This window comes from Nonomuraea sp. GTA35, assembly GCF_041950525.1.
In the GTDB taxonomy this organism is placed as follows: Bacteria; Actinomycetota; Actinomycetes; order Streptosporangiales; family Streptosporangiaceae; genus Nonomuraea.
Genome location: NZ_JBGNUV010000001.1, coordinates 145428 through 172070 on the forward strand (window position 1 = coordinate 145428; position 26643 = coordinate 172070).

The window sequence follows — 26643 nt, forward strand, 5'->3', positions numbered from 1 at the left end:
ATGAAGAGCGTCACCATGGTCCTGTTCAAGATCGGCCTCGTGCTGTTCCTCGTGCTCGGCGTCGCCCTGGTGCTCACCCAGGCCGCCGGCCTCGTCGCCGGCAGCCCCGGCCTGGTCTCCGGCGCGGTGTCGGCGCTGGGCATGGCGATGACCGTGTCGGCCGGGGTGACCGGGCTGCTCGGCTTCCTGATGTCGTACCTGTTCCACTGGAAGGCCGGCGAGGACTAGCCGCGCGGCACCCAGCGGGCCCCGAGCTCCTCGTCCTGCGGCGCGGGGCCGGGCAGGTCGCGGTGGGCCGGAGGGACGCGCATGGAGTCCATCATCAGCGTCAGGTAACGGTGGCGGAGCTGGGAGGCGCGTTCCTCGCCGCCCAGCTTGATCGAGGCGAGCTGCTCGAACAGCAGCGCGATGTCGGCCACCGTCACGTCCGGCCGCAGCACGCCCGCCGCCACCGCCCGGCCGTGCACCTCGACGGCCAGGGCCGAGGCCCTGGCCGCGAGCTTGCCCAGCTCCTCCGTCGGCGTGAACGTGCCCGCCAGCTTGATCGTCAGCGAACTGGAGTCGGCGTCCACGATGCCGCGCAGGTATCCGGCGAACGCCTCCCACGGGTCCCCGTCGTCGGCCAGCGAGCGCTCGCTGACCTCGATGTAGAGCCGCAGCCCGTCCCCGCACAGTTTCTGCAGCAGCGCCTCCTTGCTGGGGTAGCGGCGATACAGGGCGCTGATCCCGACGCCCGCCTTCTCGGCCACGGCTGCGATGGGGGCGCCGGGCTCGGCGGTGAAGACCGCCCGCGCCGCCTGGAGGATCAACTCGTCGTTGCGTGCGGCCTGCGCCTTGCGGCCGCTCATGGGTGCGCTGCTCATACCCGCAGTGTAAGGGAACGTAGGGTTCCGTTCTACTGTGACGTGCGGAAGCCAACCTGAAGAAGAGCGTAAGCGCGGCCCCGCACCATGGGCACATGACGAACCACACGAGCGGTTACGCCCCCGTCAACGGCCTGAGCATGTACTACGAGATCCACGGAGCCGGCGACCCGCTGGTCCTCATCCACGGCTCCTTCTCCGGCATCGGCACCTCGTTCGGCCGGCTCCTGCCGCACCTGGCCAAGACCCGTCAGGTGATCGCCGTCGAGTTCCAGGGCCACGGCCGCACGGCCGACATCGACCGCCCCCTGTCGCCTCAGCTCCTCGCCGGCGACGTGGCCGCGCTCCTGGACCACCTCGGCGTCGAGCGGGCCGACCTCCTCGGCTACAGCCTGGGCTCCAGCATCGCCTTCCACGTCGCGGAGCAGCGGCCGGACCTCGTCCGCAAGCTCGTCCTGGCCTCGTTCTCCTTCAGCCCGGACGGCCTGCACCCCGGCTTGGCCGACGGCTTCGAGAGCATCCGGCCCGAGCACCTGCACGGCTCGCCCTTCCACGACGAGTACCTCCGGCTCGCACCCCGGCCCGAGGACTTCCCCGCATTGTGCGAGAAGGTGAGCGCCCTCATGCGCGACCTCCGCGAGCCCACGGCCGAGGAGGTGCGGGCGATCGAGGCGCCCACGATGGTGGTCATCGGCGACTCCGACATCATCCGCCCCGAGCACGCCGTGGAGACGTTCCGCCTGCGGGGCGGCGGGGTGGCCGGCGACCAGGCCGGGCTGCCGGACGCGCGGCTGGCCGTGCTGCCCGGTACCACGCACGTCACGCTCGTGCACCGCGCCGAATGGCTCGCCTCCATGATCGACGACTTCCTCACGGGCTGATCCGCGCCACGTCCCGCCATCCCTCGGGCCGCCGCGGTCCTGATCGAGACTGGGCAACCACCTCGTCCACCACGTACGCTGCGCAGGGCCACGTACCTGTCGCCGATCATGTCACCCGGTCCGGAGGAGGGCGGCGGCGACCGCGAGCCCCAGGGAGGGGACATGACGCAGCAGGAAGAGCCCCGCGTCGTGCGGGTGCTGCTCTCACCCGCGAACGTGTGGCGGGCCGCGCTCGCCGTCGTCGCGGTCCTCGCCCTGGTGCTCTTCGCGCGCTTCGTGCTGGCCGACGCGGGCGGGCTGATCGTCGTGGTGGTGATGGCCTGGTTCATCTCCCTGGCCATGGAGCCCGCCGTGGGCCGGCTGGCCCGGCACATGCGCCGCGGCGCGGCGGCGCTGCTGGTGATGGTGGCGTTCCTGCTCGTCTCGGCGATCTTCCTGTACCTGTTCGGGAGCCTGCTGGCGGAGCAGGTCGCCGTCCTGGTGCGGGAGCTGCCCGACATCCTCACCGGCGCCGTCGCCTGGGTGAACGAGCGGTTCGGCACCAACTACCGGATCGCCGACATCCTCACCTCGCTGAACCTCACCCCGCAGCAGGCCGCCCAGTACGCCCAGGACGTGCTCGGCAACGTGCTGGGCCTGGTCGGCACCCTCACCGGCGCGGTCGTCAACCTGTTCACGCTGATCCTGCTGATCTTCTACCTCTCCGCCGACGGGCCCCGGCTGCGCGTGTGGCTCGCCCGGCTCATGCCCGCGAACCTCCAGCGCGTCTTCCTCACCGTCTGGGACGTGTCGCTGACCAAGACCGGTGGGTACGTGTGGGCCAGGCTCATCCTGGCCACCGTCAACGCCGCCGCGTCGACCGTGGTGTTCCTGGCGCTCGGCATGCCGTCGTGGCTCGCGCTCGGGCTGTGGACGGGACTGGTGGCGCAGTTCGTGCCCACCATCGGCACCTACATCGCCATCGTGCTGCCCGTGGTGGTCGGGCTCGTGTCGCCCCGGCCGTGGATCGGGCTGGCCGCGCTCGCCTGGGGCGTGCTGTACCAGCAGGTGGAGAACCTGACGCTGGAGCCGCGGATCAGCGGCAGGTCGGTGGACATCCATCCCGGGGTGGCCTTCGCGGGCGTGATCCTGGGGGCGTCGCTGTTCGGGGCGGTGGGGGCGCTGCTGGCCGTGCCGGTGGTGGCCATGCTGCTGTCGCTGATCGACACGTTCGTCGCCCGGCAGGAGCTGGTCCAGCCCGTTCCCGCGGGCCAGGCCGCCGCGGCCGATCACCACACCGCGGCGCCGCCGCCGGGCGGCGTGCCACCACCCGAGCCGCCTGAGCAGCCTGAGCAGTCCGGCCCGCCCGAGGAGTCCGGCCCGCCCGAGCGGTCCGCGCCGGGAGCCGGGCGCGAGCGCGCCACGCCCGACTGAGCCGTCAGCCGACGTGGCGCGAGCGCACCGCGTCCGGCTGAGCCGTCGTGGCGCCCGGTCTCAACCCCGCCTGAACAGCCGCGCGCCGAGCCCGGAGATCGCGCCGGCGGCGCTGCCCGCCCAGTAGTACAGGCGCGGCGGCACGTGCGGGAGCAGCGCGGAATGCCGCTGGTTCAGCAGCGCGATCATCTCCCTGGGCGGCCGGTCGACGTACCGCGGGACGTGCTCGTACCACTGGGCGCTGCGCCGCGCCGCCCGCTGGGAGGGCCGGATCGCGGTCATGCGCTCCCGCTCGTACCCGGCCAGGGCGGTCTCGAGCTCCGGGTCCGCGTGCAGCGCGTCCACCAGGAAGGCGGCGTCGCCGAGCGCCAGGGCGGTGCCGGCGCCGATCGAGTAGTGGGTGGTGTGCGCGGAGTCCCCGAGCAGGACGAGGTTGCCGCGGTGCCAGGTGCGGTTGGTCAGGGTGCGGAAGTGCAGCCAGCGCGGGCCGCCGTCGGCCTGCGTGCGGCCGATCAGCTGATGCCCGTCGAGCACCTCCGCGAAGAGCTTCTCCAGGTGGGCCAGGCCGTCGGCCTCGTTCGCCACGTCGAGCCCGAGCCCCCGCCACGTGTCGGGCCCGCACTCGACGATGAACGTGCTGTGCTGCTCGCTGTACGGATAGCCGTAGCACCAGATCCAGCCGTGCTCCGTCTCGACGAAGGCGAAGGTGAAGGAGTCGAGCACCTTGGTGGTGCCGAGCCACATGTACGGGTTGCGCCCGACCGCGACCTCGGTGCCGAAGTGCTCGGCGTGCCGCTCGCGCAGCCGGCTGTTGACGCCGTCACCGGCCACGACGAGGTCGGCGTCGGCGACCTCCTCCTCGCCGGCGATCTCGTGCTCGTACTCGACGCGCACGCCGAGGGACTCGGCCCGCTCGGCGAGGATGGCGAGCAGCCGGCGCCGGCTGATGCCGAACCCCTTGTCGCCGTGCCCCACCGTCACCGTGGCGCGCTCGTGCAGGTGCACGACCCAGCTGTCCCAGCGGGCCGAGCTCGCGCTGATCTCGCGGGCCGACTCGGGATCGACGTCGTGCAGGTAGCCGAACAGCTCGTCCCAGTACGTCACGCCCCAGCCGTACGTCGAACCGGCCGGGTTGCGCTCGTACACGGTGATGTCGTGGTCGGGGTCCACCCGTTTCATCAGGATCGAGAAGTACAGGCTGGCGGGCCCGCCACCGACGCACGCGACCTTCACAAGAGCTCCCCGCTATACGAAAAGTAAGCAATCCATAACGGAGAGTAGCAGTCGGTGGCGTTGTGGCACAGGAGGGCACCGCCGTGTCGCCCGGCTCGCCCATCGGGCCCGTCGGCTGGCCCGTCGGCTAGCCGGTCACGACGGCGCGGACCAGCCGGCACAGGTCGGCGGGGCGCAGCCCGTCCTGGCGGCGCCACAGCTCGGGGTCGACGCAGCCGGCCTGCCGCACGTGCTCCACCACCTCCAGCCCGTGCTGCTTGAGCAGCGACGACACCTCGTCGGGAGCGAAGAACGACAGCCACGGCTCGCCGCGGTCGGCGGCGGCGGCCAGGGCGAACGAGGCGTATTCGGCGCCCCGCTCGTCACGCAGGCCGGGCGGCAGGGCGTACTCCATGACCAGCTCGCTGCCCCGGGGCAGGCGGCCGAGTGCGGCGAGCGTGGCGGCGACCGCCTCCTCGGTCAGGTACATGGCCACGCCCAGCCAGCTCACCAGCGCCGGCCGCCCGGGGTCGAGCCCCGCCTCGCGCAGGGCGCTCATCAGCCCGCCCGACTCGAAGTCCACCGGCGCGAACACCGGCCCGTCCGGCGTGGTGAGCCCCGCCGCGGCCATGAGCTCGCGTTTCCATTGCTGCGTGGCGGGGTGATCGACCTCGATCACCCGCGTGGGCGGCCTGCCCGGCGCGCGCCTGAGCGCGAACGTGTCGAGCCCCGCGCCCAGCACCACGTACTGCTCGAAGCGGTCGCCGAGCCGGCGCTCGGTGTAGGCGGCGCGGGCGGTCACCTGGGCGCGGGTGCCGGAGAGCACGATGTGGCCGCCGTGCACGCGGTGGTAGCCGACGAGCTCCTCGGCCTGGCCGCCCAGCAGGGTCGCGGCCAGGGTGTCGCGGAAGATGTACGGCTCGCCGTCCACGACGAGGTGGGCCGCGCGGGAGGCGGCCGCCATGATCGCGGTCTGGCTGGGGTGCGCGTCTCGCATGTGCGGGCGTTCCTTTCCTGGGGGAGTGGAACGCCGATGCTAAATGCATTTCGCGGGATTATGAATTCAGCATGGCAGTCGAAAATAAATTCCCCGTTCCCGGGAAATCAATAACTGATAACGGCTCTTTCCGTGTCTTCCGGCGGGGGCCGTCAGGGGCTGAGGTTCGCGAGGCGTTCGAGGGCCGCCAGGTCGCCGGCGAAGACGTTCTCGTCCACGTCGTGGTCCGGCAGCCCCGCCACCCGGGCAGAATCGGTGAACTGCCAGAAGTCCCAGCCCGTCCCGCCGGGAAGGGGTGCCGGTGGGGTGCGGCCGTAGCGGGCGAGCCGGACGCGGTGCTTCCCGAGCGCCGTGCTGCCCGCCATGCACCGGTCGACGAAGCTCTTCTGCGTGTACACGGTGGGCGCGACGCCGGTCACGCTCTCCACCCGGCCGATGAAGGCCAGTACCCGCCGCACGAGGACGGCGGGCTCGGCTCCGCACGCGCCCTCCACGTCCACCTCCAGCGGCAGCTCGTACGGGTGCGTCCCGTCGAGGCCCTGCCCGCGCACCGTGTTCAGGAAGTGATCGGCCTGCGCGACGCCGTCCTGGCCGTGCACGAAGTAGTGGTAGGCGGTGTGGATCAGCTTCACGCGGCGCGCCCCGGCCAGATCGCGGGCGAGCCACGTGTTCACCCACTTGGTCCGATGACCCTCGGTGGCCTTGATCGAGACGAACTTCTGCCCGCTCGCCGCCAGCGCCCGCCAGTCGATCGCCTGCTCCTCCGGATGGTTGTGCCCGGAGATGTCGATGCCGTGCACGGCGTGGTCCGCGGGCCCGGCCGTGGCGCGGGCGGGAGAGGCGGGCAGGAGGGCGCAGGTGAGGAGAACCGGCGGGATCGCACCCCGCCATCGAGATGACATTCGGTCATCATACGACTACGTGGCGTGCTGATCGAACCGCCGGGTGATGGCGTGCGTACCTCAGCACATGCGTTGGAAGACGGCAATCGTGGCGATGCTCGGCCTGCTCCTGGCGGCGGGCTGTGCCGCGGCGGCGGAGACGGAGAAGGCGTACGCGCAGGCGGACGTGACCTTCAACCAGGAAATGATCACGCATCACCAGCAGACGATCCAGCTCGCCGAGGCGGCGGCCGGCCGGGCGGGCAGCGCGTACGTGCGCGACCTCGCCGGGAAGCTCATCCCGGCGGAGCGGGCGGACATCGCGATGATGGAGTCCTGGCTGCGCTCCTGGAACGAGACGGTGCCGGTGAAGCCGGTCGCCGCCATGGGCGCGGACCTGCCCGAGGGTGACGGCTTCGACCGCGCGTGGCTCAAGGCGCTGTCGGAGCACCTGCACCACGGCGTGATGATGGCCGAGACCGTGCGGACGTCCGGCAGGCACGGCCCCACGCTGGAGCTGGCCGGGAAGATCATCCAGGTGCAGAACGCGGAGCTGAAGGAGATCGGCGAGCGGCTGGCATGACACGGCGTTCCCCCGGGGACGCCGAGCGCTTCCGAGCGGCGGCGGGTCAGCCGGGGGCGTTGCCCGGGGACGCCGAGCGCCCCCGGGCAGCGGCGGGTCAGCCGGCCGGGCGCCGGACCTCCAGCCGCACCCTGGCCAGCCAGGCCCCCCAGCCGTCCTGCGGCCGGCTGTCCGCGATGCGCAGGTAGAACGTGCGCCCCTCGGCGAGCTCGACGGTGCGCTGCTCCCGGTTGGACAGGTCGCGCACGTTGGCGCTCTCCTGCAGCACCGTCCGCCAGCTCTGGTTGTCGGAGGAGACCTGCACCAGGAACTGGTTGCCGATGTCCAGCGTCAGCGAGCCCGCGCTCGTCCCGGCCGGCAGCTCGAACCGGTAGACGGCCCGGCTGTCGCCGTCGGTGAAGCGGGCCCGCCCGTCGTGCACCTCGCCGTCGAGCTGCGAGCCGTCCTCGTCGAGCAGCCAGGGCTCCTCGGCGGGGGTGCCGGGCGTGAACTCCACGGTGTCGCCCACCACCGTGACCGTCACCTGCTCACTCGCCGTGCCCAGGCCGGAGACCGCCGACAGCCGTACCGGATGGCTGCCGGGAGTCGCCGTGACCGGCACCGTCACCCGAAACGGCACCACCTGCGAGGCGCCCGCCGCGAGCGGCCCGAACGCGGCGGAGCCCGGCTCGACGGTCCAGCCCTGCGGCCCGGTCGCGGTCAGCTCTCCGCCGGCGGGCCGGTCGGCGTGGTTGGTCACGGTCACCGGCAGCGTCACGGTCTCCCCGGGTGCGGCGAAGGCCCCGCCGGCCTCGGCGACCACCGGCGACGTCTCCGGCCCCGCCGGTGCCAGCAGCTCGATCTCGGCCAGCGACGCCGGCGACGCCAACGCCGAGGGTGACGCCAACGCGGCGGGTGGCGCGGGTGACGTCCCGCCGGAGACGGTGAACCTGATCCGGTAATGGTCGTACGCCCCCGGCTTGGCGATCTTGAACGGCCGGGTCTGCAGCCGCCACGGGAAGCTCTCGCCGGACCGCTCGTCGAGCACCTGCCACGACTGGCCGTCCGCGGAGCCCTCCAGCACCCAGCCGGCCGGGTCCTGGCCCGCCTGCGCGCCCGAGGTGAGCGTGTAGAAGCTCACCCGCCGCTTGCCGGGCAGGTCGTAGCGGACCCACTCGGGCAGGTCCGCCCGGGTGGCCGAGGTGTCGTCGAACAGCGCGCTCACGTCGGCGCCGCCCGCGCCCGACGCCGTGCCGCGGCCCGGGCCCGTGACGTCGCGCAGCGGCGCGGGGACGCGGTCGTCGCGGGTGATCGAGGGCGGCGCGGCGTCCTCGCCGGTGCCCCATCGCGACGGCCTCGGCCCCATCTCGAACACCAGCTCGCCGCCCTCGGCGATCAGGTCGTGCGGCAGGTACGTCTTGCCGTACGGCCTGCCGTTGACCTTCAGCCCCTGCACGTAGACGTCGCGCTCGCTGTTGCCCGGCGCCCTGATGACCAGCTTCCTGCCGTTCTCCAGTCGCACCGTCGCCTTCTTGAACAGCGGCGAGCCGATCGCGTAGTACGGGCTGCCCATCTGCAGCGGGTAGAAGCCCAGCGCGCCGAACACCTGCCACGCCGACATCTCCCCGTTGTCCTCGTCGCCCGGGTAGCCCTGGCCGATCTCGCTGCCCAGGTACAGCCGCGACAGCGCCTCGCGCACCTTGGCCTGCGCCTTCCACGGCTGGCCGGCGTAGTCGTACATGTAGGCGATGTGGTGCGAGGGCTGGTTGCTGTGCCCGTACTGGCCCATGCGCACGTCCCTGGCCTCGCGCATCTCGTGGATGATGCCGCTGTACGAGCCGGGGAACAGCGCCGTCTCCCGCGTGGCGAAGAACGTGTCCAGCTTGTCCGCCAGCCTGCCGGCGCCGCCGTACAGGTTGGCCAGGCCGCGGCCGTCCTGGGGGACGTGGAAGGCCATGTTCCAGCCGTTCGTCTCGGTGTAGTCGAAGCCCCACGTACGCGGGTCGTAGGCGCCCGGCTTGCGGCGGAACGACCCGTCGGCGTTCCTGCCCTGGAAGAAGCCCGTCGCCGGGTCGAACAGGTGCACGTAGTTCAGCGCCCGGTCACGGAAATACTCGTACTCCTCCAGGTAGCGGGCCCGCTTCGCGCCCGTGGAGCGCCCGGCCAGGGCCTTGGCCATGTTCGCGATGCCGAAGTCGTTGATGTAGCCGTCCATCGCCCACGACATCGCCTCGCCCGTGGACTGGATGGTCGTGTACCCGAGGAACGTGGACGTGGCCAGGCCCTTGCGGCCCACGTTCCGGCTGGGCGGGACGACCGTGGCGTTCTTGACCGCGGCGGCGTACGCGGCCTCGGCGTCGAACCCCGGCACCCCCTTCAGGTACGCGTCGGCGAAGGCCACGTCGGAGCTGGTGCCGACCATCAGGTCGGCGTACCCCGGCGACGACCAGCGCGCGATCCAGCCGCCGTCCAGGTACTGCTGGACGAACCCGGCCGCCATCTCGCCGGCCGCCTCCGGCGTGAGCAGCGCGTACGCCGGCCACGTCGTCCGGTAGGTGTCCCAGAAGCCGTTGTTGACGAACACCTTCCCGTCCGCCACCCGCGCGCCCGTCTCGGTCGGCGTGCTGGGCGGGGTGCCGGTGGCCGACTGCACGGCGTGCCGGTAGAGCGGCGCGGCGGCGGTGCCGGTGTTCTCGAAGCCCGAGTTCGGATACAGGAACAGCCGGTACAGGTTGGAGTAGAGCGTGACGAGCTGGTCCCTGCTCGCCCCCTCCACCTCGATGACGCCCAGCTTGGCGTCCCACGCCCGGCGCGCCCGCTCGCTCACCGCCTCCAGCGTGTCGGAGGCGGCGATCTCCAGCTCCAGGTTCCTGCGCGCCTGCGCCACGCTGATCAGCGAGGACGCGATGCGCATGGTCACCGTACGCGTCGGGCCGGCGTCGAAGGCGAGGTAGCCGAGCACGTTGTCGCGGCCCTGCCCGGTGAGCTTGCCGCCGCCGGTGACCGGGCGGTCGAAGACGGCGTGGAAGAACATCCGCGTGGCGCCCGTGGACAGGTCGCTGCGCACGTCGGAGTAGCCGGTGACCACCCCGGCGGCGACGTCGAGCGTGAGACCGCCGCTGTTGTTCACGTTGTCGAAGATCAGCTTCGCCGCGGAGCCCGGGAACGTGAAGCGGGCCAGCGCCGCGTGGTCGGACGGGGCGATCTCGGCCTTGATCCCGTTGTCGAACGTGACCGCGTACAGGTGCGGGCGCGCGACCTCGCGCTCGTGCCGGAAGGGCAGCGCGCGGGCGGTGCGCGACGGGTCCGGCGTGCCCTCGGCCGCCGACGGCATGAACTGGAACGTCTGCCGGTCGCCCATCCACGGGCTCGGCTCGTGGCTGGCGGTGAACGCCTGGATCTCCGGCTGGTTGGCGGCGTTGTTGGCGCGGTGGTACTCGTACAGCCAGCTGGTCGAGCCCGCGTCGGTCATCGGCGTCCAGAAGTTGAACCCGTGCGGGACCGCCGTGGCCGGGAAGTTGTTGCCCCGGGAGAAGCCGCCGGTGGAATGGGTGCCGCGGGTCGTCACCACGTGGTCGGCGTAGCCGCTGCCTTGGTGCGGCGGGCGCCCCTCGTACGGCTGCCGCCTGCGCTCCGAGACGATCCTGATGTCGTCCACCCAGCCCCGGAACCCGGCCATGCCCGCCGGGCTGTCGTAGGCTACCAGGATGCGGGTGATCCGCTTGCCCCTGGCCACCCGGCCGATCTCGGCGCGCTTGAAGTTCCACTGGTCGGCGTAGAGGGTCTTGGACTCGCCCTGCTCCCTCGGGGCCAGCCGGACGCCGTGCTGGTCCACGGCCTTCAGGTCGCTGAGGTAGGTGCCGTCGTCGAAGGCCAGGTCCACCGAGACGTACGTGCTGGGGTAGCGCAGGTCGGCCGCCGTGAACTCGGGGAAGACCAGGTACGACAGCTCCGTGGTGGACGTCACCGGGAGGTCCACCTCGAACACCTTGTTCAGGGAACGGCCGCCGGACGCGGAGGTGGTGCTGCCCGCGTACTGCAGGGCCCGCAGCCCCGTGAAGCCGGCGCGCGGCTTGGAGACGAACCCGCCCGTCGGGCCCGTGCCCACCTGGCTGCGCATGTCGCTGGGCGGCCGGGGGCCGCTGCTGCCGTCCGACAGCTCCCACTCGGCGAGCTGCAGGGTCGAGCCGTCGCCGACGCGGGTGACGTTCAGCCGGTAGTGGACGTAGGCGGTGGTGTTGCCGAAGCGGTACTCCTTGCGCTGGTGGCGGGCGGTGAACGTCTCGCCGGTGCGGGTGTCGAGGGTGGTCCAGGCCCGGCCGTCCTTCGAGCCCTGCAGCTCCCAGTCGCGCGGGTCGCGCTCGGGGGCGTCGCCGGCGGAGGTCAGCGCGTAGTGCACGACCGCGACGGGCTCGGACAGGTCGTACTGCGCCCAGCCGGTGCCGGTGAACACCAGCCATTTGGTGTTGGCGTCGGTGTCGGCCAGGTTCTCCTTCACCTCGCCCGCGGCCGCGTACTCGCCGCTGGCCCGGACCTGGGCGATCTTGTCGGTGATGCTGCCCTCGATGCCGCCGGGCAGGGTTCCGGTGACGTTCTCGGCCTTCTCGGCCGTGTTGAGCCACGTCGGCTGCGGGTCGCCGTCCTCGAAGGAGGAGGCGAAGGCCGCGCCTTCCGCTCTGGCCAGGTCCTGGCCGTCACGTGCGGCCCTGCGTGCCTCGCCGGCGGGAGGGGCAGGCTCGGCCGCGGCCGGGCCGGGCGGCGGGCTGTAGGACGGGCCGGGGGAGGGTGTGCCCGAAGGGCCTGGGTTGGGAATGGGTTCCGGACCTTTCTGTGCGGTGAGCGCGGCGGTGGCGGGAGCCGCGAGGGCGAGGGCGATGAGGGGGGATAAGAGTGCTGTCAGGACGGATCGCTTCATCGAGGACCTTCCCGCAGGTCAGCAGGCCAGTACCAACAAATCTGACAACGTTGTCAACCCCGATCTGGTATGAAAGTTTCACCCGGGAGGCGCGCTGTCAAGACAGCGCTGTCATGTAGCGCTTCGGGGTTTGGTGGCGATATGTGGGTACTCGCCCCGGCCGCCGTCCGGTGTCGGCGCCGGACCGGCCTCGTGCGCTGACCGGTCACCAGGGGGCCGTCTCCCCGGTCGATGCGAGCGGTGGCCGCCCAAGGCCCGCTCAGGCCCCTGCTCTTCGGCTACGCGAGAGAGGAACCCGGCATCGCCCTGGACGGCCAGGGGAGGACCTCGTCGCGATCAACGACGACACGATCCTCCATCGGTGGTGCCGCTGCCGCCCCGGCCGAGCCCGGCGGCGATGTGCGGGAAGCCGGCCGGACGCGCCTACGGCTCCCCGGAGTGGCGCCGCCACCTCGGCGACCTCTCGATACGCGAGGCGTGCCGCCCTTGAAGGCTACGGCCGGACCAGGATGACGTTGCCCAGCGACCGCTGCCCCGCCGCGTCCGACGGCCGGTTCACGATCCCGCCGCCCGAGGTGACCATGACACTCGACCCGCCCCCGTCGAGGTTCATCGCCTCGCGGGCCCCGAGCAGCTTCATCAGCTCGGCCGTCTGCGCCACTCCGAGCCCCTCGCTGTACCCGTCCTGCCGCCCGTCCACGACCACCAGCATGAGCCGGCCCCGGGAGTCCATCCCGATCATCGACCGGGGGTTGGCGCGCACGGTCCAGTTGTAGGTGAACGTCTGATCGTTCCCCTCCCGGATCACGCCGTCGGCCGCCGCGTTCACCGCCACCCGCCCGTCCCGTACCAGGGAGGGGCCCACCTGCAGGATCGTCGTGTCAGGGGTCAGCGCGACCCGCCGCCCCCTGCCGTCCTCGACCCGCTCGCTCACCTTGAGCCGCTCACCGGCCTTCGCGTGCTCCAGCAGCCAGGCCGCGCTGTCGCCGATGGCCTGGACGACGGACCCGCCCGCGGGCACGGCGCTCCCGCGCGAGGCGTTCACCGCGGTGACCGCGCCCCGCGCGTCCAGGACGGCCTCGGCCCCCGCACCGGCGGGCGGCGTGCCCCACTCCGGGGTGAACAGCACGAGCTCGCTCGCGTCCGTGCACTTCAGGTCGTGCTGCGGCTTCTCCGTGGGCAGGTCGCCGCCCACCCCGCCGCAGTTCCAGATCTCGCCGGGCACCCGGTTCACGCCGTCGATCTCGGCGCTGTCCCGGCCGGCCCGCAAGGTGACGTGGGCCGTGTACGTGTCCACGTCCACGGCGCGCCCACCCTTGGTGATCCTGATTCCGGCGCGGCCCTGGGTGGCGGAGCCGATCAGCTTGCCGTCCTTGACGTACATGCCGCCCGGCGCGCTGTTGTAGAACCACTGCGCGTTGATCCCGGCCACCGCCCCCGCCGCGGCGGCCAGGTCGGTCAGCTTCTCCGTGCCGTTCAGCGCGGCGCCGAAGTCGGTGCCGACCGTGCCGCGGAACTGCCGGAAGTCCACCCGGAGCAGGTGCACCTTCTGCGGAGCCCCCGGGTCCGCGCCGTCCTGCGCGGTGTAGCGGGTGCCGCCCGCGAAGCCGGCCGCCCTGATCGCGGACAGCGCGGTGGCCGCCTCGGCGCTGGTGGCGTACCGGCCGGTCCGGACGATCCAGCCGAGCGTGCCGGCGGGACGGTCGGCGAACGCGGCCGTGGCGACCTCCTCCACCCGCGGCTCGAACCCCTTCTGCCGCACCGCCTCCGCCACCCGGTCGGCGATCTGCCTCGTTCCCAGGGCGGTGGCGGCCGTGTTGAGCGGCCCGTCGATCGTGGCCGGCAGGTACACGTGCACGGTCCAGTAGTCGCCGGCGTCCTTGGCGCCGAGCGACATCGAGGTCAGCGTCACGCCGGGCGCCACCGTCGTGGTCACCGGCGGCGCGCTCAGCGGCAGCTTCCCGCCGAAGAAGGAGTCCGGCGGCGTGGCCGCCGCCGTGGCCGGCGTCGCGCTCGCGGCCAGCAGGGTCACGGCCGCCGCGACGGCGGAGAGGGTGTTGCGGTGCATGTACGTCCTCGGTCCAGGTGCGATCTGTCTGCCAGGGCAGTCAAGGGCCCGCCGATGAACGGCGGGCGGTGCCCGCGAAGCACCCAGGTGAACAGCGTCGGAGATCACCCGTTCGGCCGGCGCGCGGAGCACGGCGGAGGCCGGCGCGCGGTGCACGGCGGAGGCCGGAGCCGGCACGTTCCGGCGGTCACGGGCTGCCGGGCTGGGGTGACACCGCGGGCTGGGGCGCCTCCTGCGGATCGGGCCGGCCGCGGCGGATGAGGTACTCGGCGATCGCCAGGGCCGCCGCGCCGAGCAGCACCTCGCTGACGGTGGAGACCAGCCGGCTGGCCAGGGCCACCACCGCGGCCGCCGGGGTGGGCAGCACCACGCTCAGGGCGGCCGTGAGCACCGCCTCGCGGACCCCGATCCCGTCGGGGATGAACACGGCCGCGATGCCGACCGAGGTGGCGAGCGTGAACGCGCCGACGCACAGCAGGAGGGAGCGGGACGCGGGCGCGCCCATCGCGATGGCCAGCGGCCACAGATGCAGCCCCGTGACCACCCAAGACAGGCTCTGCCAGGCGACCGCGAGCCGCACCCCCCCGACGGAGGCGGCCCTGGCCGCCGCGGGGCGGCGCAGCAGCCGCAGCAGCAGCGCCGAGCTCTGGTTGACGAGCTGCGGGCGCACCAGGACGACCACGATCAGCACGGCGGCCACGGCCAGCCAGGCCGCCCGCGCCCCCAGCATCTGCACGCCCGCGAGCAGCCCGACGGTGAACCCGCTCAGCAGCACCAGGCTCATGACGAGCGCCGCCGTGGTCATCAGCCTGCCGAAGGTGATGCCGTTGACCGTGGCGACCTTGGCGGTGGCGATCATGCCGGGCACCCGTCCGGGCAGGTACTTGGACAGGAAGCCGACGAAGAAGATCCGCACCACCCGCGGCCCGCTGACCGGAGGGCCGAGCTCCAGCAGCACGACGCGCCAGGCGAGGAACCCGAGCGACAGCCCCGCCGTGCTCGCCAGCAGCGATCCGCCGAGCAGGAGGGCGATCTGACCGGCGTCGCGCCGGGTGAACAGGACGCCGACCACGCTCCAGTCCAGCCGGGACATCGTCCAGGCGATCGCGGCCACGACGGCGAGGGCGAACGCGGCGACCAGCGCCCGCGCCACCGGACGGGGCAGGCGGGGCAGGCGGGGCAGGCGGGGCAGGCGCAGGAGCCGGGGCGGCCTGGCCGGGCTCACTCGCCCGCCCCGGCCGACGGCACCGGGGCCGGGCCCGTCCTGATCGGCTCGCCCCGCCTTCGGCCCAGCTCGTAGGCGACGCGCAGCAGCCCCACGCAGGCGCCGAGGAAGAAGGCCGTGTGGAAGCAGAGCTGCATCCAGGCGACCCACAGGGCGAAGCGGGCGCCCCGGTGGCGGCGGGCGAAGCCGATGAACACCCGGTTCCTGTACAGGAACACCGCGAGCGCCGCCGCCGGCACGGCCAGCAGCCAGGGGCTGAGGAGCGCGAGCGGCAGGCTGAGGAACGTGGCCGCCGCCGAGGCGGAGGAGAGCCGGGGTCCCTTGCGGCGCTTGTGCCGGCCCGTTCCGATCATGTCGAGCTGGAAGCCGGCCCGGCCCTCGCCGCGCAGCCGCCGCGCCCGCACCATGATCACCGGCAGGGTCGTGGACCGCACGAAGCGCTCCGCCAGGCACCCCCAGAACCGGTCCTCGTCGTCGGCCCTGGTGACCACGGAGGTGGTCACGACCCGCCGGTAGCGGGCCGGGATGCGGGTGCCGAACTCGAAGTCCTCGCCGTCGCGCAGCCGTTCGTCCAGCCCGCCCGCCTGCGCGAAGACGTGGCGCGGGATCAGGCTGCAGGACAGGAACGTCGCCGTCGTCCGGCTGCGCTCGTAGTGCTCGCACAGCACGCGGTAGCGTTCGACCGGCCCGTCGTCGTACAGCGGCTCGATGTCGTAGATGCCCTGCACCATGCCGCAGTCCGGCGTCTCCCGGTACGCCTTGACGGCGTTCCGAATCGCGTCGGGGGCCAGCGCGGTGTCGGAGTCGACGAAGAACAGCAGCGGAGCCGAGCTGTTCGCCACCCCGAGATTGCGGGCCCCCGCCGGCCCCCGGTTGCGCGGCGACTCGACGATCGTGCACGGGAACCGCCGGGCGATCTCCAATGAGCCGTCGGTGCTGACGTCGTCGACGACGACCACCTCGGCCGGGCGGTACGTCTGCGCGTACACCGACTCCAGGCACGCCCGCAGGGTCTTGCGCTTGTTGTAGTTCGGCACGATGACCGCGACGTCACCACGCCAGGACACCTCGTCAGGCATGCGTCGTTCCTTTCGTCGGTGCAGCCGCGCCGGTCAGGACACCGACACGACCATGCGCTGGGCCCGATGGTCGGACAGCCCCTCGGCGCCGGGCAGCTCGTAGCGGTGCACGGTCACGTCGGCACTGGTGTAGAGCCAGTCGATCCGCCACAGCTCGGCGGTCCCGGCCAGGTAGGTCGCCGGATGGAGGGAGGAGAGCGCGGGCGTCCGGTCGATCAGCCGCTCGGGGAGCAGGCGGCGGATGCCCATCGCCGGGGAGGTGTTCAGGTCGCCGGCGAGCACGACGGGGTGGGGGTTGGCCGCGAGGTCCGCGCCGATGGCCCGGAAACTCGCCTCCCGCCGCAGCGTCGTGCTGGTGGCGGCGTCTCGGGAGCCGGCGTCGTACAGCCGCCATTCGAGCGGGGGCTGGGAGATCTGGGTGGCGTAGAAGGAGACGGTCGTGCCGTTGACGTCGAGGTCGGTGCGCAGCGTCTCGACCGTGTAGCCCTCCGGCCAGTCCCGCAGCGCCTCGGGGATCTCCCGCTGGTCCGGCGGCAGCCACGGGCGCAGGTCCAGGCCGCGGTGCCCGGTGATCGGGAACCGGGAGAGCGTGATCTGCTCGCCGGACGCCGCGACGTGGTAGCCGGGGAACTCGCGGCGCAGCTCGGCCAGCTTGTCGATGCGCATCGCCAGGTCGGCCGTCCAGCGCCCGGACCGCATGTCGCCGGCGCTGGTGTCCACGTACAGGTACTCCGTCAGCAGGTAGACGTCGGCGTCCAGCTCGTGCAGGTAGGCGTAGAAGCCGGGGGAGTACCGGTCGCCGCCGGCGGTGATCCAGTCCTGGTCCCAGAACTGGGTGTTCCAGGCGGCCACGGTGATGGCTCCGGGGCCCGCGGGCGGCGGGGTGTGCCAGAGGGTGGCGTAGTTGATCCCGCTGCGCCCGGCGCCCAGCACCGCGGTGATCACCAGCAGGGGGATGACGCGCCGCCGCACCGGCCGGGCCAGCGGCGCCACGATCAGCAGCAGCGCGGGGACCAGCAGGAACAGCAGCGGCGGGATCAGCTCCAGCGGGGCCCACAGCGGGGTGCGCCCGCTGGCCGCCAGGTGGCAGAGCACGAAGAGCAGCCACGCCACCGAGGCGGTCACGACCAGCCTGGTGCCCCAGCACCAGCGCCGGCGCGGGCGGACGAGACGCCTGACCCGCTCCGCGAAGGATCGTTCCGGCAAGGGAGTGGTGGCGGCCGGCCGCTGCTCGATCACGGTGCCGAACGTAGTGAGTGGTCCTTGTCCCGTTCTTGTCGTGCCGGACGCGCCCGCCCGGCACGACAAGAACGGGACAAGGCGCCGTGCCTAGCGTGAGCCGGACATGAGGTCTGGCACGGCCAATGGAGCGCACATCATGAGTCGGGAGCACCCGCTAGTCTCGGTCATCATCCCCAGCTACAACCGGTCCGACGTGTTACGGCTCTGCCTGGACGCGGTGAGAGCGCAGACCCATCCGCACGTCGAGGTCATCGTGGTGGACGACTGCGGCACCGAGGACGCGGCGCACGTGGCCGCGTCCATGGGCGCCACGGTGGTGCGCACCAGGGTCAACGGCGGCCCGACCCCCGCCCGCAACCTCGGCGCCGAGCACGCCGCCGGGGAGATCCTGTTCTTCCTCGACGCCGACATCGCGCTCGAACCGGACGCGGTGGAGAACGCGGTGCGGATCCTGCGGGATCATCCGGAGATCGGCGCCCTGGGCGGCATCCTGCTACCCGAGTCGCTCGTCTCCCGGAGCCTGGCCGCCCAGTACCGCGCCGTGCAGATGCACCGCTGGTGGATGCCCGCCCACCGGCCGACGCTGGAGTTGCACGCCTCCGTCCTGGCGGTCCCCGCCAAGGTGTTCGCCGAGGTCGGCCCGTTCGACCCGCGGCTGCGCGAGACCGTCTCCTCCGACTACCGCGTCCGCGTGACGCGCTCGTACGAGGTGAAGCTGAGCGAGGCGATCCGCGGCCGCAAGGACCACGACGCCACCGTGCGGACGATCCTGCGCAAGGTCTTCCGCCGCGCCCGCCTCAGCGCGCTGGACTGGCGCGAGGGGGAGACGCCAGGGGACTCCGTGCCGCGCGCGGTCGGCGGCGTGCTGCTGCTCGCCGCCGTCCCGGCGCTCGCCCTGCCCCGCGTCCTGCCCGCACGGGCGCGCCGCGCCGGCGCGCTCGTCCCGCCCGCGCTGGTGGCCGCCGCCATCGCCCTGGACGCGGGCACCCACCGCTTCGCCTACAAGCAGCGGGGCGCGGCGTTCGGCCTGTACTTCTCCGGCGTGCACCTCGCCGTCACCTTCACCGGCGCCCTCGGCGGAGCGGTGGGCGTGACGCAGCGGCTCGCGCTGGCCCGCCTGGAGAAGCTCGCCCGTCTCGCGGCCCAGGACTGAGCGGCCATGCAGGTCATCGGCACCGGTTTCGGCCGGACGGGAACGCTGTCGCTCAAGACGGCGCTGGAACGGCTCGGCTTCGGGCCGTGCCACCACATGGTGGACGTGTTCGCCCACCCGCGGCAGATCAGGCCCTGGCTGGCCGCGGCCACGGCCCGCGAGGCGGACTGGGACCGGCTGCTCGTCGGCTACGAGTCGTGCGTGGACGGCCCGACCTCCGCCTACTGGCGGCAGCTCGCCGACCACTACCCGAAGGCCAAGGTCATCCTCACCACGCGCGACCCGGAGCGCTGGCTGGCCAGCATGCAGCGCACCCTGTTCGCCCAGCGGCGGCGCATCGAGTCGCTGCCGGGCAGGGCCGCCGTCCTGCTGTCGTCGATGCTCGGCACCGACCTCGCCGCGTTCGTCAGGATGGTCGACACGACCCTCGACGCGCGCACCTTCGCGACAGCGGCCGACCGGGCGCCCGAACGGGCCGTCAAGCTGTTCCAGGAGCACACGGCCAGGGTGGTCGCCGCCGTCCCGGCCGGGCGGCTGCTCGTCTTCGACGCCGCCGCCGGCTGGGGCCCGCTGTGCGAGTTCCTGGAGGTCCCGGTCCCGGACGAGCCCTACCCCCGGGTCAACAACTCCTCGGACTTCACCAGGAGCGGCCTCGGCCGGCCCCTGCCGCTGCTGCTGCGCCGGACCAGGCGAAGGGGTCCCCGATGAAGCCGCTGGTCTCGGTCATCGTGCCGAACTACAACTACGCCCGCACCCTGGAGCTGTGCCTGAGCGCGCTGGAGCGGCAGACGTACCCGCGCGTCGAGGTGATCGTCGTCGACGACCGCAGCACCGACGACTCCGTGGCGGTCGCCCACCGGCACGGGGTGCGGGTCGTGGTCACCGACACCAACATCGGCGCCCCGGCGGCCCGCAACCTCGGCGCCGAGCACGCCCGCGGCGAGGTGCTGTTCTTCCTCGACTCGGACCTGGCGCTGGCCGAGGACGTGGTCGAGCACGCGGTGAACCTGCTGACCGCCGATCCCACCCTGGGGGTGGTGTGCGGCACCTACGACCCGGAGCCGCTGATCCCCGACAGCCTCGTCGAGCGCTACCGCAGCCTCCAGCTGCACTACTGGATCTCCGGTGACGAGGGCGAGATCAGCACGATCTACTCCGCGCTGTTCGCCATGCGGGCGGAGGTCTTCCGCGAGGTGGGCCCGCTGAACCCGGCGCTGCGCCACAGCGAGAACGCCGAGTACGGCCACCGCGTCACCCAGCGGTACCGCATCGTGCTGGACAACCGGATCAGGGGCAGACACGACCACGACGACCGGCTCACGGTGGTGCTGTCGAAGTTCTTCCACCGCGCGCGCCTGCACATCCCGCTGTACCTGCGCCGCCCGGACTTCAACGGCGGCCCCGCCAACAGCAGCCGCGGCTGGGGCTCGCTCGCCGCCCTGTTCGCCGTGCTCACCGCGCCGCTGCCGGCCCTGCTCGGCCCGGCCTGGGTGGCCGTGCCGCTCGTGCTGCTGGCCGGCTCGATGGCGGCGGACCTGGGCATGTACCGCTTCGTCCGGCGCTACGCCGGCATGCCCTTCACCCTGTACTTCACCGCGGTGCACTTCCTGGTGAACGTCACCGTCGCGGTGGCGGTGTTCGCCGGAGCCGCCCAGTGCCTGGTGTCCAGCAGGTTCCGGCGCACCTACGACCTTCCCGCGGAGGTGTGAGCGATGAGCGGGCCAGGGCCTGTCGTGTCGGTGATCGTGCCCAACTACAACTACGCCGCCTCGCTGGAGCTGTGCCTGCGCGCGCTGCAGGCGCAGACGTACCGGCCGATCGAGCTGATCGTCGTGGACGACGGCAGCACCGACGACTCGGCGCAGGTCGCGCGGCGGCTCGGCGTGCGGGTGATCCGCACCGAGCGGAACCTGGGCGTGGCCGCCGCCCGTAACCTCGGCGCCGCCCACGCGAGCGGTGAGATCCTGGTGTTCGTGGACTCCGACGTGGCCGCCTACCCCGACGCCGTCGAGGTGGCGGTCGGCCTGCTCGCCGCCGATCCGGGGCTCGGCGTGGTGTCCAGCATCCACGACCCCGAGCCGCTGATCCGCGACAGCCTCGTCGAGGAGTACCGGGCGCTGCAGTACCACTACTGGACGGTCAGCTCGGAGGGGCCCGTCTCGTTCCTGTTCTCGGCGCTGATGGCGATGCCGCGCCGGGTGTTCGACGAGATCGGGCCGTTCAACCCGCGCCTGCGCGAGACCGAGGAGGTCGACTACGGCCACCGGCTCACCCAGCGCTACGAGATGCTGCTCACCACCGCGGTGCGCTCGCGGCACGACCACGACGACAAGCTGGCCAAGCTGCTGCGCAAGCTGTACCGGCGGGGGCGCGCGAGGGTGCCGCTGTACGCGCGCCGGCGGCGCTTCGCCCGCGGGTTCGAGACCTCCAGCCGGGCCGGCGGCAGCCTCGCCGCGCTGGCGGCGGTGGCCGCCTCGCCCCTGGTGATCCCGCTCGGCCCGGCCGGCGCCGCGCCCGCCGCCCTGGCCCTGGCCGTGTCGCTGCTGGCCGACCTCGGCATGTACCGCTTCGTGCTGCGCAGGCGCGGGCCGCTGTTCCTGCTGTACTTCGGCGCCGTGCACTTCCTGGTGAACGTGACCATCGCCGCCGGGGTGGCGGCCGGGGTCGCGCGGTGGCTGTGCTCGGCGAGGTTCCGCCGGCTCTACGACCCCGACGTGACGATGGAGGTCTCAGGGCAGGCGGCCACGTGACGGCTCCGCTGCGGGATCCGGCCCGGCAGACGCGCACGACCGGCGCCCCGCCGTCGCGGGCGCGCCGGAGGGTCCCGCTGGTGTTGTGCGCGGCCGTTGCCTGGACGGTGTTCGTGGTGCTGCACCGCGTCCTGTCCGGGCGGGTGTGGTGGTGGCAGGGCCCCGAGCTCGTCCCTCCGCTGGCGTTCGCGGCCGTTCCCGTGCTGCTGCTCGCCGCGGCCCTGGCGGTGGCGCGCCGCGCGCGCCGGACGGCCGCCGCGGTGGCGCTGGTGTCCCTGATCCTGGGCGGTGGCGCGAGCGGGCTCAACCTCGCCTCGCTGTGGCACCGCGCCGCCCCGGCCCCGCCGGACGCGATCAAGGTGTTCTCCTGGAACACCTGGTACTGGGACCAGCCGGTGAGCGGCATGGCGCCCCCGCCGGCCGGCACGCCGCCGCGGGACGTCGCCGCCTTCTACCGCCACCTCCGCGCCCAGGACGCCGACGTGCTGCTGCTGCAGGAGTACGTCTACTTCGGCGCGGACTCCCGGCCGATCCGGGTGAACGACCTGGACAGGCTGCGCCGGGAGTTCCCCGGGTTCCACATCGCCACGGCGAGCGAGATGGTGACGCTGTCGCGCTTCCCCGTCGTCCTGGAGCGCGGCATCGAGGCGGGGGACTCCCACGTGCCGCCCGGCTCCGGCTGGCCGGACTTCCACACGGTGAAGACGCTGCGCACGGACCTGCGCGTCGGCGGCAGCACCGTCTCGTTCTACAACTCCCACATCAACTCGCCGGTCGCCACGGGCGGTCTCAGCCGCGCCCAGCACGACGCCCGCGAGGCCAACCTGCGCGCGCTGGCCGCCGACATCCGGGCGAACCCGCTGCCCGCCGTCCTGGCCGGCGACTTCAACGCCTCGCCCGCGATGGGCCTGCTGCGCCTGGTGCCGGAGCGGATGACCGACGCCGCCCCGGCGCTGCGCTCGCTCTACCCCGCCACCTGGGACGAACGGCGGCCGCTGCTGTCGCTGTGGCGGATCGACTGGGCGTACACCACGCCCGAGATCGCCGTGCACGAGTACCGGCTGGTCCGCTCCGACGGCCTGTCCGACCACAGCGGGCAGCGGCTGGTCGTCTCGCTCAGCCGGTGACCTGGGCGAGAAGCAGGGCCGGCCGGGGCGCCGGGCCCGTGCCCGTGCCCGCACGCAGGATCCGCAGATGCAGCGCGCGCAGCTCAGGCCCCGGCTCGACGCCCAGGTGGTCGGCGAGGTACCCGCGCAGGCGGGCGTACAGGGCCACCGCCTCCGCGCCGCGTCCCAGCGCGCACAGGCCGCGCATGAGCAGGCTCGCCAGCGGCTCCGCGAGCGGGTAACGCGGCACCAGCGGGGTCAGCTCGGTGACCACGACGTCGGGACGGCCCAGGCGCAGGTGCGCCTGGGCCCAGGTGACGAGGGCGCCGACGTGCTGCTGCTCGATGCCGTACCGCATGCGGGCGGCCCACTCCCCGGGGATGCCGGTGAGAGGCGCGCCGCGCCACAGCTCCATCGCCTCGCCCAGCAGCCGGGCCCGCGCGAAGTCGTCGCGGGCGCGTAGCTGCGCCTGCTTGGCGAGCCGCCGGAACCGGTAGGCGTCCACCCGATCGGGGTCCACCTCGAGCGTGTAACCGCCGTCGCGGCGCTCGATGCAGGCGCCGGTCACGGTCAGCGCCTGCCGCAGGCGGGCGATGTGGGCGTACAGCGAGTCGGCCGCCCGGTCCGGCGGATCGTCCCAGACCCGCTCGATCAGCGTGCGGAGCGAGACGGGCCGGCCGGCGTCGATCGCCAGGGCGGCCAGCACCGCGCGCCGCTGAGGCGGCCCCAGAGGCACACCGCGGTCACCGGAGGTCACCTCGACCGGTCCCAGTAAGCGGACGTCCATCGCCTTCCTCTCACAATCGTTGTCACAGGTGGACGAGCACGAGCGTCACGCCGAGGGCGGCGGCCCACAACATCGAGTTCGCGACCATGACGCGGTCGCGCAGCAGCAGGCGCACCGGGTCACCGCCCTGCTTGTCCACGAGCTGCATCTGCAGGTACCGGAAGAGGGCGAACAGCGCGAAGGGGGTGGACAGCATCATGGCCGTCTGGCCGTGCTGCGGGCCGAACGGCCCCTCGTCACGCAGGTACATCAGGCCCGAGACGAGGGCGAGCACGGAGGCGATCTGCAGCAGCCAGTTGGTCAGCTCCATCGAGTAGCCGCGCAGCGCGGGCCGGTGCACGGCCCCGGCCTCCAGCAGCTCCTGGCGGCGCTTGCCGATGAGCAGCAGCAGGGACATCGCGAACACCGTGATCAGCAGCCAGGAGGGCACCCGGTCCCCGGTCACCTCGTACCCCTGGACGACGCGCAGGACGAAGCCGGCCGCGACCACCCCCACGTCGACCAGCGGAACGTGCTTGAGCCCGCGGCTGTAGGCGACGTTGAGCACCAGGTACACCAGCACCGGCCACGAGGACGCCGGCGCCCGGGCGACGATGGCCGCGAGCACCACCAGCAGGACGGCGCAGCAGGCGGCCGCGGTCAGCACCCCCACCCGGCCCGCCGCGACGGGACGGGCGCACTTGACCGGATGGAGGCGGTCGCGGTGCCGGTCGGCGATGTCGTTGCCGATGTAGACGGCGGCGGAGGCGAGCATGAACGCCACCGTGGCCCAGGCGACCCCGACCACCTCGGACAGGCTGGGCGGGGTCGCGCCGATGAGCGCCACGGGCACGAGCAGGATCGCCTTGGCCGCGTGGGAGGGGCGGATCAGGGCGGCCAGGTCCGCGACCGGGCGCCTGCGGGTCGCCACGGCCCGGTCCTGCGCCGCTTCCTGGCGCTGCGGGCTCTCTGGAACGTCTGCCGATTCGACAAGGCGCATGCTTCACCCCGATAGCTCAGAAGAAGACCTTCGCCAGGGACAGCGCGCCCTGCCGCCACGCGTCACGGCTCGTCGCGCCGCCGCTTGAACCGGCAGGTGCGCCGGCCGCCCGCTGCTCCCGCCACCACGCGTACGTGCGCAGGATCGCGTCCCGGTTGGACAGCCGCGGGCGGAAGCCCAGCCGTTCGCGGGCCTTGTCGATGCTGACATAGGAGTCGGCGAGCAGCTTGCGCGCCAGCCGCCCGTACACCGGGGACAGCCTGCTGCGCTCCAGCAGCCGGAGCCCGGCCAGGGCCGGTCCCGCGGGCAGCGAGACGACCCGCTTGCCGTGCCCGGCCGCGTCGAGCACCGCCTGGAAGTCCTCGCGCAGCGTGCCGAACTCGGCGGCGGCCAGGTTGTAGGTGTCGCCGGCGACCCCGGCCGGCGCGTCGAGCACGAGGGCCACCGCGTCCACCAGGTCCTCGATCGCGAACATCTGGATGCGCTTGTCCCCGCTGCCGAGCACGGGGAAGTTGCGGCCCTCCTCGGCCCACTCGAAGAGCATCGCGAACAGGCCCATCCGGCCGGGGCCGAGGAAGGTCTTGGGACGCAGGACGGGCACGCACATGCCGTCGGCCCGGTACTTCTCGGCCAGCTCCTCCGCTTCGGCCTTCGCCCTGGTGTAGGGGTCGACCGGGGCGCGGGGATGCTCCTCCGGGGTGGGCACGAGCGACGGCAGCCCGTACACGGCGGTGGAGGAGACGTGGACCAGCCGCTCCACGCCGGCCCGGCGCCCGGCCTCCAGGACCGTGCCGGTTCCCGTGACGATCAGGTCGTGGATCTGCTCGGCCGGGTAGCTCGGCAGCGCGCCGGCGCAGTGCACGACCGCGTCCGCGCCCGTCATGGCCTCGGTCATGAGCGGCAGGTCGCGCACGTCGCCGATCCGGTGCCCCGCGGCCAGCAGCGGGTCGGGCTGGGGACGCACGTCGATTCCGAGCACGTCGTGGCCGTCGAGCACGAGCCGGCGGGCCAGGTGGCCGCCGAGCATTCCGGCGCTGCCGGTGACTACGACCCGGCGGGCCATCGCGACCCCACCTTCTCCCGCACGAAGGCGGCGAGCAACCGCGGCAGGCCCTTCGACAGCGTCTTGTCCAGGCTGTCCAGGAAGTACTCGACGTCTTCCGGCTCGATGGCCAGGGTCGGCGCGACGACGAGGGGGTTGTCGGCGTTCGGGCTGTAGTAGGAGACGATGCCGTGCTCGCGGTAGAGGTCGGCGATGACCGAGAGCGCGACCAGCTTGGTGCGGAACTGCGGGTCGCCGGAGAAGCCCGGCGCCAGCTTGGCGGCCAGGTCGAGCACCTTGGGCCCGCCGCCGAGGAACACGCCCCACAGCGAGCCCACCCCGCTCACCCGGCTGACGACGTCCGGGTGGCGCTTGTGGATGTTCTGCAGGCCGGGGCCCAGGATGCGCTCGATCTGCCGGGCCCTGGCGGGGTAGTCGTCCTCGACGACGATGTTGACCGCCTCGATGGCGGTGGCGGTCTCCTCGCCGAAGCCGTAGTAGGTGGTGCTGTGCAGGATGACGTCCGAGAGCCGGTCGTACGCCTTGCGGAAGACGCGCTCGCGGGCGGTGTACCCGGCGATCGACGCCTTGCCGCCGCCGAGGGACTTGGAGTAGACGAGGATGTCGGGCAGCAGGTCGGGATGGCGCATGAAGTAGAAGAGGCTGCCCGTCTTGCCCCAGCCGGTGTAGACCTCGTCGAAGATCAGCATGATGTCGTCGGCGTCGCAGAGCCGCCGCAGCTCGTACAGGTCGCTCTCCGACCAGCAGCGCATGCTCGACGCGCTGTACGGCTCGACCATGATCGCGTAGACGTCGCACGTGCCGTCCGGGGTGCGGGCGGCCTCGACGGCCGCGCGGACGGCCGCGACGTCGCCGTACGGGTGGACGACGATGCCGGGAAGGCCGGGGAAGCGGAAGGAGTTCTCCGACGATCCGGTCAGGCTGCCCGCGCCCAGGGTCTTGCCGTGGAAGCTGATGTCGGAGCGGAGGATGGTGTTGCGGCGCCCCCCGTGGTACTTGTACGCCATCTTGACGGCGCCCTCGTTCGCCTCGGCGCCGGAGTTCGGGAAGTAGGAGATGTTCAGGTCACCCGGCAGCAGCGTGGCGATGTTGTGGCTGAGGGCGGCCACGTACGGTGAGAAGAACGCCTTGTGCACCTCCATGCGCCGGCGGTCGGCGAAGCGGCGCCGGGCCTGCAGGATGCGGGGGTGGTTGTGGCCGTGGTTGAGTACGCCGACCCCGCCGGTGACGTCAAGGACCTCGCGGCCGTCGCGGGTCCTGATCCGGGCGCCCTCGGCGCTCTCGACGAGTTCCCGGCCGAAGCCGAAGGAGGTCATGAGGTTGACCTGGCTGCGGCTGACGTACCTTCTGTACAAGTCCTGGACCTGTTTCACGGTGAAACTTTCACACTCGTCCACGCCGATGAGTTCAGACACGTCCGCCCTTCCCGGTTCGCGCGAATTCCGCTGGTGCCCGGCCTTCTTCTCG

The 26643-nt window shown here is 72.7% G+C and carries 22 protein-coding genes; 9 read left to right on the forward strand and 13 right to left on the reverse strand.

From position 1 onward, the window contains the following. On the forward strand, positions 1-228 hold the full coding sequence (locus ACBJ32_RS00660) for a hypothetical protein (protein WP_357887948.1): 228 nt from the start codon (positions 1-3) through the stop codon (positions 226-228). Here ACBJ32_RS00660 and ACBJ32_RS00665 read toward each other — a convergent pair. Continuing rightward, the gene (locus ACBJ32_RS00665; protein ID WP_357887951.1) at positions 225-863 is read right to left on the reverse strand and encodes a TetR/AcrR family transcriptional regulator; all 639 of its coding nucleotides are present in this window, start codon (positions 861-863) and stop codon (positions 225-227) included. The genes ACBJ32_RS00660 and ACBJ32_RS00665 overlap by 4 nt on opposite strands. Positions 864-958: 95 nt before the next feature. Here ACBJ32_RS00665 and ACBJ32_RS00670 point away from each other — a divergent pair, with 95 nt between their 5' ends. Together ACBJ32_RS00670 and ACBJ32_RS00675 are read left to right on the forward strand one after the other, a co-directional pair. Beyond that, positions 959-1744: an alpha/beta fold hydrolase gene (locus ACBJ32_RS00670; protein ID WP_375124888.1), complete on the forward strand. Its 786-nt coding sequence runs from the start codon at positions 959-961 to the stop codon at positions 1742-1744. Positions 1745-1906: 162 nt separating this feature from the next. After that, entirely contained in the window at positions 1907-3157 is a 1251-nt protein-coding gene (locus ACBJ32_RS00675) for an AI-2E family transporter (protein ID WP_375124889.1), read from the forward strand. Positions 3158-3217: 60 nt separating this feature from the next. Here the strand turns inward: ACBJ32_RS00675 and ACBJ32_RS00680 are convergent, their stop codons facing one another. The 3 genes from ACBJ32_RS00680 to ACBJ32_RS00690 form a co-directional block, all read right to left on the reverse strand. Further along, positions 3218-4390, reverse strand: a complete 1173-nt coding sequence (locus ACBJ32_RS00680) for an FAD-dependent monooxygenase (protein ID WP_357887960.1) — start codon at positions 4388-4390, stop codon at positions 3218-3220. A 127-nt stretch (positions 4391-4517) separates the two neighbouring features. Further along, positions 4518-5366 (reverse strand): class I SAM-dependent methyltransferase, encoded by an 849-nt coding sequence (locus ACBJ32_RS00685; protein ID WP_375124890.1) that lies wholly within the window; start codon positions 5364-5366, stop codon positions 4518-4520. A gap of 152 nt (positions 5367-5518) precedes the next feature. Then, positions 5519-6268 (reverse strand): glycoside hydrolase family 25 protein, encoded by a 750-nt coding sequence (locus ACBJ32_RS00690; protein WP_375124891.1) that lies wholly within the window; start codon positions 6266-6268, stop codon positions 5519-5521. A gap of 67 nt (positions 6269-6335) precedes the next feature. On the opposite strand from ACBJ32_RS00690, the gene ACBJ32_RS00695 reads away from it, so the two are divergent. Next, positions 6336-6830, forward strand: a complete 495-nt coding sequence (locus ACBJ32_RS00695; RefSeq protein WP_375124892.1) for a DUF305 domain-containing protein — start codon at positions 6336-6338, stop codon at positions 6828-6830. Between the two features lie 97 nt (positions 6831-6927). Here the strand turns inward: ACBJ32_RS00695 and ACBJ32_RS00700 are convergent, their stop codons facing one another. The 5 genes from ACBJ32_RS00700 to ACBJ32_RS00720 all read right to left on the reverse strand — a co-directional run bounded on the left by ACBJ32_RS00700 (position 6928) and on the right by ACBJ32_RS00720 (position 17335). After that, positions 6928-11724 (reverse strand): GH92 family glycosyl hydrolase, encoded by a 4797-nt coding sequence (locus tag ACBJ32_RS00700; protein ID WP_375124893.1) that lies wholly within the window; start codon positions 11722-11724, stop codon positions 6928-6930. A 493-nt stretch (positions 11725-12217) separates the two neighbouring features. Then, a complete protein-coding gene (locus ACBJ32_RS00705; RefSeq protein ID WP_375124894.1) occupies positions 12218-13792 on the reverse strand; it encodes a phosphodiester glycosidase family protein in 1575 nt (524 codons plus the stop codon). 187 nt (positions 13793-13979) lie between these two features. Next, a complete protein-coding gene (locus ACBJ32_RS00710) occupies positions 13980-15017 on the reverse strand; it encodes a lysylphosphatidylglycerol synthase domain-containing protein (RefSeq protein WP_375124895.1) in 1038 nt (345 codons plus the stop codon). Continuing rightward, positions 15014-16096 (reverse strand): glycosyltransferase family 2 protein, encoded by a 1083-nt coding sequence (locus ACBJ32_RS00715; RefSeq protein ID WP_375124896.1) that lies wholly within the window; start codon positions 16094-16096, stop codon positions 15014-15016. Before ACBJ32_RS00715 ends, ACBJ32_RS00710 begins: the two co-directional genes overlap by 4 nt. A 33-nt stretch (positions 16097-16129) precedes the next feature. Next, the gene (locus tag ACBJ32_RS00720) at positions 16130-17335 is read right to left on the reverse strand and encodes an endonuclease/exonuclease/phosphatase family protein (protein ID WP_375124897.1); all 1206 of its coding nucleotides are present in this window, start codon (positions 17333-17335) and stop codon (positions 16130-16132) included. 139 nt (positions 17336-17474) lie between these two features. Here ACBJ32_RS00720 and ACBJ32_RS00725 point away from each other — a divergent pair, with 139 nt between their 5' ends. Genes ACBJ32_RS00725 through ACBJ32_RS00745 form a run of 5 tightly spaced genes read left to right on the forward strand, consistent with a single transcriptional unit; the run spans position 17475 to position 22368 of the window. Beyond that, positions 17475-18491: a glycosyltransferase family 2 protein gene (locus ACBJ32_RS00725; protein ID WP_375124898.1), complete on the forward strand. Its 1017-nt coding sequence runs from the start codon at positions 17475-17477 to the stop codon at positions 18489-18491. Between the two features lie 6 nt (positions 18492-18497). Then, positions 18498-19199, forward strand: a complete 702-nt coding sequence (locus ACBJ32_RS00730) for a sulfotransferase family protein (RefSeq protein WP_375124899.1) — start codon at positions 18498-18500, stop codon at positions 19197-19199. After that, positions 19196-20200: a glycosyltransferase family 2 protein gene (locus ACBJ32_RS00735; RefSeq protein ID WP_375124900.1), complete on the forward strand. Its 1005-nt coding sequence runs from the start codon at positions 19196-19198 to the stop codon at positions 20198-20200. The genes ACBJ32_RS00730 and ACBJ32_RS00735 overlap by 4 nt, the downstream gene beginning before the upstream one ends. A gap of 3 nt (positions 20201-20203) precedes the next feature. Continuing rightward, positions 20204-21241, forward strand: a complete 1038-nt coding sequence (locus tag ACBJ32_RS00740) for a glycosyltransferase family A protein (RefSeq protein ID WP_357888026.1) — start codon at positions 20204-20206, stop codon at positions 21239-21241. After that, the gene (locus ACBJ32_RS00745) at positions 21238-22368 is read left to right on the forward strand and encodes an endonuclease/exonuclease/phosphatase family protein (protein WP_375124901.1); all 1131 of its coding nucleotides are present in this window, start codon (positions 21238-21240) and stop codon (positions 22366-22368) included. The genes ACBJ32_RS00740 and ACBJ32_RS00745 overlap by 4 nt, the downstream gene beginning before the upstream one ends. On the opposite strand, the gene ACBJ32_RS00750 is transcribed toward ACBJ32_RS00745, so the two are convergent. From ACBJ32_RS00750 to ACBJ32_RS00765, 4 genes are all read right to left on the reverse strand, one after another. Next, positions 22358-23134 carry a BTAD domain-containing putative transcriptional regulator gene (locus ACBJ32_RS00750; RefSeq protein WP_375124902.1) on the reverse strand — a complete coding sequence of 259 codons (777 nt, stop codon included), beginning with the start codon at positions 23132-23134 and terminating at the stop codon, positions 22358-22360. The two genes, ACBJ32_RS00745 and ACBJ32_RS00750, sit on opposite strands and share 11 nt — an antisense overlap. Positions 23135-23156: 22 nt before the next feature. Beyond that, entirely contained in the window at positions 23157-24044 is an 888-nt protein-coding gene (locus ACBJ32_RS00755) for a UbiA prenyltransferase family protein (protein ID WP_375124903.1), read from the reverse strand. A gap of 85 nt (positions 24045-24129) precedes the next feature. Beyond that, a complete protein-coding gene (locus ACBJ32_RS00760) occupies positions 24130-25176 on the reverse strand; it encodes an NAD-dependent epimerase/dehydratase family protein (RefSeq protein ID WP_375124904.1) in 1047 nt (348 codons plus the stop codon). Beyond that, entirely contained in the window at positions 25158-26531 is a 1374-nt protein-coding gene (locus tag ACBJ32_RS00765; RefSeq protein WP_375124905.1) for an aspartate aminotransferase family protein, read from the reverse strand. Before ACBJ32_RS00765 ends, ACBJ32_RS00760 begins: the two co-directional genes overlap by 19 nt. Positions 26532-26643: the final 112 nt, after the last annotated feature.